At 65.1% G+C, this 13,393-nt stretch carries 14 protein-coding genes and 1 other RNA gene; 11 read left to right on the forward strand and 4 right to left on the reverse strand.

The annotated features are described in order from the left end of the window. Positions 1 to 140: 140 nt before the first annotated feature. Positions 141 to 2,105: a threonine--tRNA ligase gene (gene thrS / locus FOY53_RS13610; protein ID WP_146589736.1), complete on the reverse strand. Its 1,965-nt coding sequence runs from the start codon at positions 2,103 to 2,105 to the stop codon at positions 141 to 143. Positions 2,106 to 2,315: 210 nt separating this feature from the next. Between thrS and FOY53_RS13615 the strand changes: the two genes are divergently transcribed. The 8 genes from FOY53_RS13615 to rpmG all read left to right on the forward strand — a co-directional run bounded on the left by FOY53_RS13615 (position 2,316) and on the right by rpmG (position 8,307). Then, entirely contained in the window at positions 2,316 to 3,089 is a 774-nt protein-coding gene (locus FOY53_RS13615) for an alpha/beta fold hydrolase (RefSeq protein ID WP_146589955.1), read from the forward strand. A gap of 26 nt (positions 3,090 to 3,115) precedes the next feature. Beyond that, positions 3,116 to 4,066 carry an alpha/beta hydrolase gene (locus FOY53_RS13620; protein ID WP_246107399.1) on the forward strand — a complete coding sequence of 317 codons (951 nt, stop codon included), beginning with the start codon at positions 3,116 to 3,118 and terminating at the stop codon, positions 4,064 to 4,066. Positions 4,067 to 4,117: 51 nt separating this feature from the next. Further along, entirely contained in the window at positions 4,118 to 4,543 is a 426-nt protein-coding gene (locus FOY53_RS13625; RefSeq protein ID WP_146589740.1) for a VOC family protein, read from the forward strand. Positions 4,544 to 4,685: 142 nt separating this feature from the next. Next, positions 4,686 to 5,294, forward strand: coding sequence for a hypothetical protein (locus FOY53_RS13630; protein WP_146589957.1), 609 nt, complete (start codon positions 4,686 to 4,688; stop codon positions 5,292 to 5,294). Between the two features lie 178 nt (positions 5,295 to 5,472). Further along, positions 5,473 to 6,438 carry a nuclear transport factor 2 family protein gene (locus tag FOY53_RS13635; protein ID WP_146589742.1) on the forward strand — a complete coding sequence of 322 codons (966 nt, stop codon included), beginning with the start codon at positions 5,473 to 5,475 and terminating at the stop codon, positions 6,436 to 6,438. 244 nt (positions 6,439 to 6,682) lie between these two features. Further along, positions 6,683 to 7,393 carry an alpha/beta fold hydrolase gene (locus FOY53_RS13640; protein ID WP_146589744.1) on the forward strand — a complete coding sequence of 237 codons (711 nt, stop codon included), beginning with the start codon at positions 6,683 to 6,685 and terminating at the stop codon, positions 7,391 to 7,393. Positions 7,394 to 7,638: 245 nt separating this feature from the next. Further along, an RNA gene (gene rnpB, locus FOY53_RS13645) (RNase P RNA component class A) lies at positions 7,639 to 8,039 on the forward strand. A gap of 100 nt (positions 8,040 to 8,139) precedes the next feature. Next, on the forward strand, positions 8,140 to 8,307 hold the full coding sequence (gene rpmG, locus FOY53_RS13650; protein WP_146589746.1) for a 50S ribosomal protein L33: 168 nt from the start codon (positions 8,140 to 8,142) through the stop codon (positions 8,305 to 8,307). A 292-nt stretch (positions 8,308 to 8,599) separates the two neighbouring features. Here the strand turns inward: rpmG and FOY53_RS13655 are convergent, their stop codons facing one another. Together FOY53_RS13655 and FOY53_RS13660 are read right to left on the reverse strand one after the other, a co-directional pair. Further along, positions 8,600 to 9,340 carry a Bax inhibitor-1/YccA family protein gene (locus FOY53_RS13655; RefSeq protein WP_146589748.1) on the reverse strand — a complete coding sequence of 247 codons (741 nt, stop codon included), beginning with the start codon at positions 9,338 to 9,340 and terminating at the stop codon, positions 8,600 to 8,602. 191 nt (positions 9,341 to 9,531) lie between these two features. Further along, entirely contained in the window at positions 9,532 to 9,744 is a 213-nt protein-coding gene (locus FOY53_RS13660; RefSeq protein ID WP_146589750.1) for a DUF1127 domain-containing protein, read from the reverse strand. A 124-nt stretch (positions 9,745 to 9,868) separates the two neighbouring features. Between FOY53_RS13660 and FOY53_RS13665 the strand changes: the two genes are divergently transcribed. After that, positions 9,869 to 10,711: a LysR family transcriptional regulator gene (locus FOY53_RS13665; RefSeq protein ID WP_146589752.1), complete on the forward strand. Its 843-nt coding sequence runs from the start codon at positions 9,869 to 9,871 to the stop codon at positions 10,709 to 10,711. Positions 10,712 to 10,823: 112 nt separating this feature from the next. Here FOY53_RS13665 and FOY53_RS13670 read toward each other — a convergent pair whose 3' ends face one another. Continuing rightward, positions 10,824 to 11,786, reverse strand: coding sequence for an NADPH:quinone oxidoreductase family protein (locus FOY53_RS13670; protein ID WP_146589755.1), 963 nt, complete (start codon positions 11,784 to 11,786; stop codon positions 10,824 to 10,826). Between the two features lie 295 nt (positions 11,787 to 12,081). Between FOY53_RS13670 and FOY53_RS13675 the strand changes: the two genes are divergently transcribed. Together FOY53_RS13675 and FOY53_RS13680 are read left to right on the forward strand one after the other, a co-directional pair. After that, positions 12,082 to 12,453, forward strand: coding sequence for a helix-turn-helix domain-containing protein (locus FOY53_RS13675; protein WP_146589757.1), 372 nt, complete (start codon positions 12,082 to 12,084; stop codon positions 12,451 to 12,453). 53 nt (positions 12,454 to 12,506) lie between these two features. Then, the gene (locus tag FOY53_RS13680; RefSeq protein ID WP_146589760.1) at positions 12,507 to 13,307 is read left to right on the forward strand and encodes an inositol monophosphatase family protein; all 801 of its coding nucleotides are present in this window, start codon (positions 12,507 to 12,509) and stop codon (positions 13,305 to 13,307) included. The last annotated feature ends 86 nt before the right edge of the window (positions 13,308 to 13,393 follow it).

Below are 13,393 nucleotides of genomic sequence, written 5' to 3' on the forward strand. Positions count from 1 at the left end.
GCGTTGTTGCCATGGCATAGCCGCCATGCGCATGACGCCGCGTGAACACTGTAACAATTGCACAGTAACATCTGCAACGGCGCTGCTGCCCCCCGGGCACAGGATGCCCGGGGTCGGGAAGTGTCAGGCGGGCAGCAGGATCAGTCCCGGGTCTGCCCGCTCGCAAGATCCGGCGGGCTCGCTTCGCCGGCAAGCGTGGCCACAATCGAGTCCAGCGCCACAACCGACGTCTGCTTTTCACCGAGACGGCGCAGGGTGACGGTGCGCTCCTCGACCTCGCGCGCGCCGACGGCCAGAATGACCGGCACCTTGCCGACCGAATGTTCCCGCACCTTGTAGTTGATCTTTTCGTTGCGGATGTCCGCCTCGGCCCGCACCCCTGCACGGCGCAGCGCGGCAACCACCTCTTCCACGTAGTCGTTGGCGTCGGTCACGATCGCGGCGACCACCACCTGACGCGGGGCAAGCCAGAACGGCAGCTTGCCGGCATGTTCTTCGATCAGGATGCCGATGAAGCGTTCAAAGCTGCCCAGGGTGGCACGGTGCAGCATGACCGGACGGTGTTTGGCGCCGTCCGAGCCGATATAGGTGGCATCCAGCCGCTCGGGCAGCACGAAATCGACCTGATGTGTGCCGCACTGCCAGTCCCGCCCGATGGCGTCGGTCAGCACAAACTCCAGTTTTGGCCCGTAAAAGGCACCTTCACCCGGGTTGAGTTCGGGTTCGATCCCGGCGGCACGGGTGGCTGACAGCAACGCGGTTTCGGCCTTGTCCCAGACCGCATCCGATCCGGCGCGGGTGTCGGGACGGTCCGAGAACTTGACCTTGAACGACTCGAACCCGAGATCGCGGTAGACAGTGCTGAGGAAGTTGATGAATTCGGCGGTTTCGGATTCGATCTGGTCTTCGCGGCAGAAGATGTGGCCGTCGTCCTGGGTAAAGCCGCGGACCCGCATGATGCCATGCAGCGCCCCCGAGGGTTCATACCGGTTGCACGATCCGAATTCCGCCATGCGCAGCGGCAGGTCGCGGTAGGATTTCAGGCCCTGATTGAAGATCTGCACATGGCAGGGGCAGTTCATCGGCTTGAGCGCGTTGACCGCCTTTTCGCGGGCGTGCTCTTCGTCGACTTCGACGATGAACATGTGTTCCTGGTATTTTTCCCAATGGCCCGACGCTTCCCACAGCTTGCGGTCGACGACCTGCGGCGTGTTCACCTCGACATAGCCACCGTCAGTCTGGCGGCGGCGCATGTAGTCCTGCAACTGGGTGTAGATCTTCCAGCCGTTGGGGTGCCAGAAGATCTGGCCGGGGGCCTCTTCCTGCATGTGGAACAGGTCCATCTCGCGGCCCAGCTTGCGGTGGTCGCGCTTGGCGGCCTCTTCCAGCATGTGCAGGTGGGCGCGCAGGTCTTCCTTGTTCTGAAAGCCGACGCCATAGATCCGCTGCAGCATCTGACGTTTGGAATCGCCGCGCCAGTAGGCGCCTGCCACCGACATCAGACGGAAGGAATCGCCGGGCACCTGTCCGGTATGCTGCAGGTGCGGGCCGCGGCACAGGTCCTGCCAGTCACCGTGCCAGTACATCCGCAGCGGTTCATTGCCGGGAATACCGGCGATCAGCTCGACCTTGTAGGGCTCGCCGCGGTCCTCGTAATACTTGATCGCGACATCGCGGTCCCAGACCTCGGTGCGGACGGGGTCACGCAGGTTGATGATTTCGCGCATCTTCTTTTCGATGGCGCCCAGATCTTCCGGGGTGAACGGCTCGGCGCGGTCAAAGTCGTAATACCAGCCGTTCTCGATCACCGGGCCGATGGTGACCTTGACGTCGGGCCACAGCTCTTGCACGGCGCGGGCCATGATGTGCGCCAGGTCGTGACGGATCAGTTCCAGCGCCGGGGCGGCATCGGACAGGGTGTTGATCGCAATGCTGGAGTCAGTCGGAATCGGCCACTGAAGATCCCAGTGGGCGCCGTTCACCGTGGCCGAGATGGCCTTTTTCGACAGCGATTTCGAGATGCTTTCGGCCACGGCGGCGGGGGTCACACCCGCCTCGAAGCTGCGTGCGTTGCCGTCGGGAAAGGTCAGGGAGATCTGGGCCATCTGTGGCTCCTCGTCGGTTTGGCGCCTACGGGACGCCCGGTTGCGGGTGATGATGTTTGCCCTAACTGGCAAAGCGGCAGAGGCGTGTCAAGCAGTGGTCTCGGGCAGATCAAACGCTGTTCCGCTGCGGAATAATTTTGACCGGCCGCCGTTGCGGGACTGGCCATGCCCGGCACTGCTTGGCAAGGTGCGCCCGAACAGGGGGGCGGGATGGCGCAGGTTGAATATCTTGAAAGTGCGGCCGGGCGGCGTCTGGCCTATGCGCATACGCCCGGGACGGGGCCGGTTGTGGTGTTCCTGTCGGGTTACAAGTCCGACATGCAGGGCACCAAGGCGGTGCATCTGGAGGCCTGGGCCCAGGCGCAGGGCCGGGCCTTTCTGCGGCTGGACTATTCCGGTCACGGCGCCTCGGACGGAGCGTTCGAGGACGGCTGCATCGGTGACTGGGCCGAGGATGCTCTGGCGGTGATCGAGGCGGTGACCGAGGGGCCGCTGGTGCTGGTCGGCTCGTCCATGGGCGGCTGGATCGGCTGCCTGCTGGTGCGGCGGCTGTCCCGGGTTGCGGGTTTTGTCGGCGTCGCGGCAGCGCCGGATTTCACCGAAGACGGCTTCTGGGCGGGGTTCAGCGATGCGCAGCGCGCGGCGATCGCGGCTGGCGGCACGGCCGAGCTGCCGTCGGACTACGGCGACCCCTATGTGATCACCTGCCGCCTGATCGAGGATGGCCGGCAGCACCTCGTGCTGCGTGCCCCGCTGGCGATGCCGTTTCCCGTGCGTCTGTTGCAGGGTACCGAGGATACGGCCGTGACCCGGGACACCGCCTTGCGGCTGCTCGATCACATCGACTCTGACGATCTGCGGCTCACCTTTGTCAAAGGCGCCGATCATCGGTTCTCCGACCCCGCCTGCCTGCGGTTGATCGAACAGGCCGTGGCGGAGGTCGGCGCCGCCAGCGCGCCGTCCGATATGGGGACAGACCTTTGAGAACGTTCGGAAAGTGGCTGGGACGCATGCTGTTGACCCTTATCCTGCTGGTGGGCGGCATCTGGCTGCTCGGCCCCCGCGAACGGGTGGTCTGGCCAGCGCCGTTTGACGAGACGCAGCTGCACGGCGGCGCCGCAGCCTATCTTGCCGCCGTCGAAGCCGGTTTCGACGACATCACTCCGGGTGTCGAAAAGCGCATCGTCTGGGCGGGTGAACCCGAGGTCAGGACACCCTGGGCCGTGGTCTATATCCACGGCTTTTCGGCGACGTCACAAGAGGTGCGTCCGCTGCCCGACAAGGTGGCCGACGGTCTGGGCGCGAACCTCGTGCTGACCCGGCTGGCTGGGCATGGGCGCGGTTCCGCGGCGATGGCCGGTCCGACGGTTCAGGACTGGCTGGCGGACGTCGGCGAAGCGCTTGCCGTTGCCCGCCACGTGGGCGAGCGGGTGCTGGTCCTTGCCACCTCGACCGGCGCCACGCTGGCAACCATCGCGGCGTCCGAGCCGCAGATGATGCGCGATGTGGCGGGGCTGGTGCTGATCTCTCCGAACTATCAGGTGCAGGCCCGTGCGGCGCGGATCCTGACCTGGCCCGCGGCGCGCTGGTGGCTGCCGCTGGTGGCGGGGCGCGAACGCAGCTTTGCACCGCGCAGCGCGGATCAGGCGCGATTCTGGACAATGCGGTATCCGACGGTGGCCGTGTTGCCGATGGGCGCGGCAACGGCCCATGCGCGCGCCCTGGATGCCAGCAAGATCACAACCCCGGCGATGTTCGTCTTTGCCGATGGAGACCGGGTGGTGGACCCGCGCGCAACCCGGGCGCTGGCCCGGACCTGGGGAGGGGATGTGACACTTCACGTGGTGCGACCCGGGGCGCGGGATGACCCGCAGGCCCATGTGATCGCCGGCGACATCATGTCTCCGGATCAGACCGATCCGCTGGCAGGCGCGATACTCGACTGGGCGGGCAGGCTGTGACTGCGGCCCGCCCGCAACCGGAACCCAGGGCTTTCCACGAAAGGACATGACATGGACCAACGCATCAGCCTGATCACCCTGGGCGTGCGCGACATCCACCGCGCCGCCGGGTTTTACGACGCTCTAGGATGGCGGCGGGCAGAGGCGCCCGACGGGATCGTGGCCTATGATCTGATCGGTCAGACGCTGGGGCTTTATCCGCTCGCTGATCTTGCCCGCGACATGGGTGTGCCGGTTGAACGGCTTGGCACCGGGGCGGCGACCTACAGCTACAATGTGCGCGAACGCGAGGACGTTGCCCAGGTGCTCGACCACGCCCTGGCCGCCGGAGCAGAGATCCTGAAAGCGGCGCATGACGTCTTCTGGGGCGGGCATATCGGCTATTTCGCCGACCCCGAAGGGCACATCTGGGAGGTCGCCTGGAACCCCGCCGCGCCGCTGTCGGACGATGGCCGGTTCCGCTGGAACGGTTACTGAGGGTGCGGAACCGGTCACGCCTTCTAACAGCGTCAAACAGGTCGGGCTTGCCGTTCGCGGCAGTTGATTGGCGCAGATCTGCGCGGGCGCCTGACAGTCGGCGGCGCCCTGTCGGTCGTGGCAGATGAGGCGCCCGCGCTCGATGTGGAGCCTGGAGGCTCTGGGGCGGGTGCGGTTGTCGCGATATTTCTGGATGCGCGAGTTCCTCTATTCCGAGATCGGCAATTTTCACGGGATTCAGAACATTCCCGATGATCCGGATCTTGCCATCGCCCGCGGGCGGGCATTCTGCGAAACCCTGCTGGACCCGCTGGAAGAGACGTTCGGGCGGATCCACGTGCGTTCGGGCTATCGGTCCGCGACGTTGAACCGCTTTGGCAATCGCAACCGGCTGAACTGTGCGCGCAACGACAATCCGCTGGAATGCCATATCTGGGACCTGCCGCAGGTGCCGGTCGCCGGGGCCAGCATCGTCATCCCGTGGTTTGCCGATCGCTATGCGCAGGGGCGGGACTGGCGTGATCTGGCCTGGTGGCTGCACGACCACCTGAAATATTCCGAAATCTGGCTGTTCCCCAAGCTCTGCGCCTTCAACCTGTGCTGGCGCCCCGTTCCGGCGCGCCGGATCGATTCCTACATTGCCCCCAGGGGCACATTGCTCCGCGCCGGAGCGGATCCGCAGGAAAGCCTGGCACAGCGCCGCGCCAGATATGCCGATTTCCCCCGGTTTCGCGGCCTGGCCCGGACCTGAGCCGACCGCCGGTCGCAGGGGCCGCAAATTTTGGCGACCCGTGGCCGGCGCATCGCGACAGGCGCAAAAGACCCTGTCCGGCGCGGCGTTCTTAATCCTTAATCAACCTTGATGCGCCCGGATGGGGCACCGGGTCAGGGCGCCCGGATCCCGTCAGCCTGAAGAAGGGGGCAAGACCGTGCAGGGCTTTGATCCGAAATTCCGCGATTTTCCCGACTACGTGCTTGGTGTTTCGGAAGAGATCTGGGAAGGACGCGGTCTGGGGGCCAAGCTGCGCGCCTATAGCCACGGCGACATCATCCAGCGCAGCCCGGCGGGCATCACCTTTGGAACCGGCGCCCTCGTCGCCGAAGCCATGGCCCTGCAGGCGACATTTCCCGACCGGCGCGTTTTGGGCGAGGATGTGATCTGGTCGGGCTCGCCGGCGGTCGGCATGCTGGGGTCGCACCGCCAGCTTGTCCTGGCCGCCTATGGCGGCGGCGGTCCCTTCGACGCGCCGACGGGAACCGCCCTGCGCTACCGCGAGATTGCCGATGTCTATGCCAAGGCCAATCTTGTCAGCGATGTCTGGCGGGTCTGTGACACCGGCGCGATCACCCGGCAACTGGGCACCACGCCACACGACTGGGCGCGCGCGAACCTGGCGGACCAGGATCCCGAGACCCAGCCCTTCCGCCCCGCGATTGACGTGATCGGGCCCTACACCGGCCGCGGCAATTCCAGTCAATGGGGCGCTGCCTTTGCGGATCTGCTGGAGCGGGTGATGCAGGGGGATCTGTCGGTCATTGCCGAACAGTACGACCGGGCCTGCCAGCTTGAGTATCCGGGCGGAGTGACCGGCCACGGCTGGCAGGCCGCCGAAACCTTCTGGCTGGGGTTGCGGGCCTCGTTTCCGACAGCCAGCTTTGCGATTCATCACCAGATCGGGCTGAGTGACCCGCCAATGCCACCACGCGCCGCGCTGCGCTGGTCGCTGAGCGGCCGCCATGGCGGCTGGGGCAGCTTTGGCGCGCCCAGCGGTGCCGAGGTGCATGTGATGGGCATCAGCCACGCCGAATTCGGGCCCTGGGGCCTGCGGCGCGAATGGAGCCTGCTGGATGAAACGGCCATCTGGATGCAGATCCTGAATCACCGGGGCGGCTGACCCTCTGTCCGGCGGGCCCGGTGGCTGGTCCGGACAGCGGCGAATCCCGCCCACCTGTCCGCAGGCGCTTTCCATCGCCGCAATCTTTGTTAGGGTTGACGCAACACCGGGAAACAACCCGGGTACAGGAGCCTCAGCCATGACCGCAGACCCCATCCGCCGCCGCGCGGGCATTCGCCGTCCCCCTGTCGACGGCGCCGGACCGGGTGCGGGCCGGACCCGGCACGGGCGCACGGACTGAGCCATGTTGGAACCGCTGATCCTGTTGCCCGACATGATGTGTGATGCCCGGCTGTTCGCGCCGCAGCTCACGGCGTTTTCCCGGCATACGGCTGTGACCGTGGCGGCGGTCACGCAGGGCGAACGCATGGAAGAGATTGCGTCGGGCCTGCTGACAGTCCTGCCCGCGCGCTTCGCGCTGGCGGGCGCGGGGCTGGGCGGCATCGTGGCGATGGAGCTGCTGCGGCGCGCCCCTGACAGGATCACCCGCATTGCCCTGATCGCCACCAGCCCGCTGGCCGAGACCCCGCAGGAAGCCGCCGCGCGTGAGCCACAGATCATCGGCGCCAAGACCGGACGGCTGGCCGAAGTGATGCGCGAAGCGCACCTGGCCTCGGGGCTGGCGCCGGGGGCCGGGCGGGTCGGTGCCATGACCGCGGCCATGGACATGGTGGGTGGTATGGGCGCCGAGGTTTTCGTGCGCCAGAGCCGCGCGTTGCAGCGGCGGCGGGACCAGCAGGCAACGCTGCGGCGCTGCAAGGTGCCCGCACTGGTGCTGTGTGGCCGACATGACGCGGTGACCCCGGTGAAGCGGCACAGCTTCATGGCGGAACTCATTCCGCATGCCGAATTGAACGTGCTGGAGGCTGGGGGCCATCTGCCGAGCATCGAGGCCCCGGACGAGACCCTTGCGGCGCTGCGCGCCTGGATGAAGCAGCCCTACGTGCTGCGCTGATCCGGCGGCGCGCGCGATGCGCGCAGGCTGTGTCTCGGCAACGGCCGTCCGGCCGTCGCCTCGGCGCGGGTTGCGGCGTGACACGCTGCGGTGACACCGGATCCGTGCGGCGGTTGCTCGGCCTCCGGCGGGAGTATTTTGCAAGAGAAGAAAGCCGGCGGCGTCTGGCGATGCAGGCGCGCGCGCGGCGGCTTCCGCCGCCGGGGCATTGACCGCAGCCGCGCGGACGCCTAATGCGCAGGGGCGCGGAGGGCTGGATGGCCGCGGAGGGACCCTGGTCCTTTCGAGGAAAGTCCGGACTCCCTGAAGCAACGGTGCCGGGTAACGCCCGGGCAGGGCAACCTGACGGAAAGCGCCACAGAGAACAGACTGCCTGTATCCGATACAGGTGAGGGTGAAACGGTGGGGTAAGAGCCCACCGGGGGACTGGCAACAGGACCCGCATGGCAAGCCCCACCGGGAGCAATGCCGAATAGGGACCCCGCGCGGGATTGATCCTTTCGGGGATATCACTGCAGGGCCGCTTCAGCCCAGGGGTCCGGGTTGGCAGCTTGAGCCACGTCGCAAGGCGTGGCCCAGAGGAATGGCCATCTCCGGCAGGGCAACCTGCCGCAGACAGAATCCGGCTTACAGGCTCTCCGCGCAAACTATTCTTGGGCCGGCCGGTTGACTCGGGGCCCGGCATCGGTAAAAGGCGGGTTCTATGATTTCACGGGCCGCGAAAGGCCTGTTGCAGGAGACAGACCATGGCGAAGCCGACAACCATCAAGATCCGCCTGAACTCGACAGCAGGCAGTGGCCACTTTTATGTGACCAAGAAAAACGCGCGTACGATGACCGAGAAGATGTCGGTTCGCAAGTACGACCCGGTCGTGCGCAAGCATGTGGAATACAAGGAAGGCAAGATCAAATAAGATCGCCCCTTGAAGCTCGGGTAACCGAGGGACAGCAAAGCGCCGCGCCGGAGAGATCCTGCGCGGCGCTTTGGCGTCCGGGGCCTGGGTCTGGTCTGTGCGTGGCGAGGGCTGAGTGGGGGGCTGCCACCCTGCGGGCGCGTGGGGTTGCTGCCCTGCGGGCGCGGTGCCTGTGCCGCCGCCCGCAGGCTGTGTCCGGGGGCTGGCGGGTGCCGAGGTGGGCTGGGCCGGACGAAAAAAAGAGGCCGGTCTCACGACCGGCCTCTGGCGGATGTCAGCAATGTCGCGAAGGTTATTCGCGGTTGCCGAACAGTTGCAGCAGGAACATGAACATGTTGATGAAGTCGAGATAGAGGCGCAGGGCGCCCATGATCGCCGACTTGCCAAGCCACTCGCTGTCGGCATGGCGCGCATGTTCGATGTATTCGTTCTTGATCGACTGGGTGTCATAGGCGGTGAGGCCTGCGAAGATCAGCACGCCGAGGATCGAGATCGCGAACATGATGGCCGGCGAGCCGAGGAAGATGTTGATCACCGAGGCGACGATCAACCCGATCACCCCCATCATCAGGAAGGTGCCCATGCCGGACAGGTCCTTTTGGGTGACATATCCGAACAGCGACAGGCCTGCGAAGGAGATCGCGGTGACGAGGAAGACCTGCGCGATCGAGAAGCCGGTGAAGGCGACGAAGATCCAGGCCAGCGACAGGCCCATCACCGCGGCGAAGGCGTAAAAGAAGCCCTGTGCGGCGGCGGCGGAGAACCTGTTGATCATCGCGCTGAACGCGAAGACCATGATCAGCGGTGCGAACATCACGATCCAGCCGAGGATGTTCGGCTGCAGTGTCTGTGCGTCCCGGAAAATCCCGAGGAGTTCCGGGCTGGTGCCCACGGCCCAAGCCACGAGGAAAGTCAGCAGCATGCCGACGGACATCGTGCCATAGACCTTGTTCATATGGGTCCGAAGACCCTGATCAATCTGGGCGCGGGCACCGGTTGCGGTGGACGTCCGGATTGTGTTGAATTCAGCCATTTAAGCCTCCGAAAGAATGAACCTACCTGCCGGGAGCCCGGCACATGCGTTCAATATCGGCAAACCGGGCCGCATTTTCAAGGTTTAAGCAGAGGTTTGCCGATAAAATCCGGCTGCGCCCGGGGCCATTTTGCGGGCCATCGAAAGGATGCGCAACCAGGCGGGTTTATGGCTGAATCCGCGGTCACGGATCAGGCGTGCCAGTTGCCGGGCGCGTCCCAGACCGGGCGGCGGGCTTCGCGCAGGGCGGCGTCGCGGCTGAGCCCGAGGTCGTTCAGGGCGTGATCGTCCAGCCGGGCAAGGGCGCGGCGCTGACGGTGCAGCGCCCCGAGGGCGAGCAGGGTCGCGATCAGGCTTTGGCTGCGGTGCGGCCGCTGGCGGGAGAGTGTTGAGATATGGGCCATCTGAGCCTCCTTCAATTCTGGTGATGCATTGCGGTTGGTGCATGTTGATGCTTGATGTATATGGTCCGTGTGATACATATGTGAAACGAATGTTGTTGAGGTGTGGCATCAAGGAAATTGATGAATGAGAAATCTGGACATCACCACGCTGCGGTCCTTTGTTGCGGTCGCCCAATCAGGCGGGGTGACCCGTGCCGCCGGTTTTCTGAACCTTACGCAGTCGGCAGTGTCCATGCAGTTGAAACGGCTGGAGGAAATGCTGGATCTGGACCTGCTGGACAGGTCGGGGCGGGGCGTGGCGCTGACCGCGTCGGGTGAGCAGCTGCTGACCTATGCCCAGCGGATGGTGGATCTGAACGACGAGATCTACGGGAAGCTGACGGATCAGGTGTTCGAAGGCGAAATCTATTTCGGGGTGCCCGAGGACATCCTGTATCCGGTCGTGCCGCGGGTGCTGCAGAAATTCAACGCAGCCTTTCCGCGGATGCAGGTCCATCTGAAGACATCCAACACCTATCGGCTGCTTCAGGAATATGCCCGGGGTGAGGTCGATATCATTCTCACGACGGAAGAGGAAAGCCACGGCGAGACCTTGCAGGAAACGCCGCTGCGCTGGCACGGCGCACCGGGGGGCGGGGCCTGGCGGCAGCGGCCGCTGCCCTATGCGCAGGCGCGGATCTGCGCCTTTCGCTCGGCGGTGATCCGGCGGCTGGATGCCGCCGGGATCCCGTGGTTTCAGGTCATCGATTCAGACAGCGACCGCAGCATCGAGGCCACGGTGAGCGCCGATCTGGGGGTCGTCGCCCTGCTGGAGGGGCACGCCCCGCCGCAGTTGGCGGCGATTGACGTCGGGGACGCGCTGCCGGATCTGGGGACCATGAAGATCAACCTGCATTGCGGCGGTGCCAAGGGCGAGCCGGTGCGGGCGCTGTCGGACATGATTCGCCAGGGTTTTGCGGCGCTGTGACCGTGATCTGGCGGGGCACGTCCCCCCCGGGGGCCGTGCGCTGGTCGTCTCGGCCACGCCAAATGGCGCGGCCTCGGCGCTGGTTGCGCCGTGACGCACCGGGGCGCTGGTTTCAGGACATTTCGATCACCACCTTGCCGGTGGATTTGCGGCTGCGCAGCAATTCCAGTCCGGCAGCGGCCTGTTCCAGCGGCAGGGTATGGCTGACATGCGGCTTGATCTTGCCATCGGCATACCAGGCCATCAGGGTGGCCAGGCTGCCGGTGAGCACTTCGGGACGGAAGTTCAGGTAGCCGCCCCAATACAGGCCGTGCACCGTGATGTTCTTGACCAGCAGGTGGTTGGCCTTGATCTGCGGCACCTCGCCGCTGGCAAACCCGATGCACAGGATACGCGCCTCGGGGCGGCAGGACCGGAAGGCCGCCGCGAACTGATCCCCGCCCACCGGATCATAGACCACATCCGCACCGCCGAGATCCTTCATCACCGTGCGGATGTCGTCGGTTGCCGCGTCGATCAGCACATCGGCGCCCGCTGCCCTGGCGGCGGCAAGCTTGTCGGCGCCGCGGGCGCAGGCGACGACCCGTGCCCCCATCACCTTGCCGATCTCGACCGCGGTGAGGCCAACGCCACCCGCTGCGCCGAGAACGAGAAGAGTCTCCCCCGGCGCAAGCTGTGCGCGATGCGACAGAGCAAGGTGGCTGGTGCCATAGGCGACCTGAAACGCGGCGGCGTCAACGAACGGCATGTCCGCGGGCAGATGCACCGCGCGGGCCGAATCAAAGCAGCCGTATTCTGCAAGTCCCCCCTGACCTCCAAACACAGCAACCCTGTCCCCGGGCGCAAATCCCGCAGTTTGCGGGCCGATGGCGTCAACGGTGCCCGCCACCTCCATCCCCAGGGTGAAGGGCAGGGGCGGCGTTTCCTGATAGGTGCCGGACATCATCAGCAGGTCGGCAAAATTCAAACCGCATGATTCTACCTTGACGCGAATCTGCCCGGCGCCGGGTTCGGGAATGGAAATGTCGCGGATGGCGGGCGGGGCGTCATGGGAGGTCACGTGGTAGGCGCGCATGGCTTGGTCCTGTCGTCTTGAGGAAACGTTCATGTGATTTGATCATACTGTCATATGGTTAGTGTCTGTTTTCGAGGACCTGAACCAAGACGTTCCGCCAGAATTCTTCGCGCAGGAAGTGCATTGGATTAACCAAATACATTTTCTGGATATCAATTTTCTTGCGCAATGGAAGGTTTAAGATGTAGTTTCGCATAGCTGTAGGGGTGCGCAGCGACATGACCGGTGGTGTCGCGGGATTCCGTTCCTCGTCGGCGCCAGTTTGATTAATTTAGTAACTGAAGGAAAACAACCGATGACGCACCCTGTAGATGTCCATGTTGGAAAACGTATTCGTCACCGTCGTTGGCTTGTCGGCATGACCCAGCAACAACTGGCAGAGCGCGTCGGGATCAAGTTCCAGCAAATCCAGAAATATGAAACCGGTGCCAATCGTGTCAGCGCGTCGCGGCTCTGGGACATCGCAGATGCGCTTGAAGTGCCGGTGAGCTTTTTCTTTGAGGGCCTTGCTTCCGAAGACGCCGCCGAACCGAACCATGACGGTGTGCCCGCAGACCTGCTTGGCGACAAAGAGGCGCTGGACCTGGTGCGGTCCTACTATGCCATTCCGGAAAACCAGCGGCGGCGGTTGTTCGAGCTGGCGCGGGTTCTGTCCGACGTCGCTTGAGCCTGATGTGGTCCTGCGGTAGCTGAGGTTTCGGCACACCGCAGGGGGCATCCATGACCAAGATTTCGTTATCGGAGCAGCAAAGTCTGCTGAAAACGGCCCATGCGCTGGCAGATGCCGCGCGTCGGGTCGTTTTGCCGTTTTTCCGCAGCCCCGGTCTGGTCTCGGACAACAAGCTGTCTGAGGGGTTCGATCCGGTCACGGCAGCGGATCGTGCGGCCGAGCAGGAAATGCGTGCAATCCTCGCTCGGGATCGGCCCGACGACGGCATCCTGGGCGAAGAATTCGGCACGACGCCGGGCAGCAGTGGGTTGACCTGGGTGCTGGATCCGATTGATGGCACGCGCGGATTCATCAGCGGCACCCCGACGTGGGGGGTGCTGATCGCGGTTTCAGACGGCTCCGGCCCGCTGTACGGCATCATCGACCAGCCCTATATCGGCGAGCGGTTCGAGGGCGGCTTTGGCGTCGCGCGCCACAGCGGCCCGCACGGCGGCGGCACATTGGCCACCCGCGGCACTGCGGCTCTGGCCGAGTCGGTGCTGTTCACGACCTTTCCCGAGGTCGGCACGTCACAGGACCGAGCGGCGTTCGAGCGGGTCGCCGCCGGGGTCCGGCTGACACGGTATGGCCTGGACTGTTACGCCTACGCGCTGCTTGCGGCGGGGCAGGTGGATCTGGTGATCGAGGCCGGGCTGAACCCCTATGACATCCACGCACCGATCGCCGTGATCCAGGCGGCCGGCGGAATCGTGACCGACTGGGACGGCGGTCCGGCCCATTTTGGCGGCCGGGTTGTGGCCGCGGCCAATTCGGCACTTCATGCGAGGGCGCTGGAGCGACTTCATGGCTGACAAAATGGGCGGCAGCGGCTAAGGACAGGTGCCGGGTGAGTCCTTGTGACCCTTTTCTGTCACCCTGCCGCAGACTTCACACCGAA

This window comes from Puniceibacterium confluentis (genome assembly GCF_007923445.1).
Classification (GTDB): domain Bacteria; phylum Pseudomonadota; class Alphaproteobacteria; order Rhodobacterales; family Rhodobacteraceae; genus Puniceibacterium; species Puniceibacterium confluentis.

Bases quoted from the DNA above. Each gene is read 5' to 3' on its own strand.
- FOY53_RS13625 (WP_146589740.1), top strand. From the start codon at position 4,118: ATGGACCAACGCATCAGCCTGATCACCCTGGGCGTGCGCGACATCCAC.
- thrS (WP_146589736.1), bottom strand. From the start codon at position 2,105: ATGGCCCAGATCTCCCTGACCTTTCCCGACGGCAACGCACGCAGCTTC.
- FOY53_RS13620 (WP_246107399.1), top strand. From the start codon at position 3,116: ATGCTGTTGACCCTTATCCTGCTGGTGGGCGGCATCTGGCTGCTCGGC.
- FOY53_RS13655 (WP_146589748.1), bottom strand. From the start codon at position 9,340: ATGGCTGAATTCAACACAATCCGGACGTCCACCGCAACCGGTGCCCGC.
- rpmG (WP_146589746.1), top strand. From the start codon at position 8,140: ATGGCGAAGCCGACAACCATCAAGATCCGCCTGAACTCGACAGCAGGC.
- FOY53_RS13665 (WP_146589752.1), top strand. From the start codon at position 9,869: ATGAGAAATCTGGACATCACCACGCTGCGGTCCTTTGTTGCGGTCGCC.
- FOY53_RS13675 (WP_146589757.1), top strand. From the start codon at position 12,082: ATGACGCACCCTGTAGATGTCCATGTTGGAAAACGTATTCGTCACCGT.
- FOY53_RS13660 (WP_146589750.1), bottom strand. From the start codon at position 9,744: ATGGCCCATATCTCAACACTCTCCCGCCAGCGGCCGCACCGCAGCCAA.
- FOY53_RS13630 (WP_146589957.1), top strand. From the start codon at position 4,686: ATGTGGAGCCTGGAGGCTCTGGGGCGGGTGCGGTTGTCGCGATATTTC.
- FOY53_RS13615 (WP_146589955.1), top strand. From the start codon at position 2,316: ATGGCGCAGGTTGAATATCTTGAAAGTGCGGCCGGGCGGCGTCTGGCC.
- FOY53_RS13640 (WP_146589744.1), top strand. From the start codon at position 6,683: ATGTTGGAACCGCTGATCCTGTTGCCCGACATGATGTGTGATGCCCGG.
- FOY53_RS13670 (WP_146589755.1), bottom strand. From the start codon at position 11,786: ATGCGCGCCTACCACGTGACCTCCCATGACGCCCCGCCCGCCATCCGC.
- FOY53_RS13680 (WP_146589760.1), top strand. From the start codon at position 12,507: ATGACCAAGATTTCGTTATCGGAGCAGCAAAGTCTGCTGAAAACGGCC.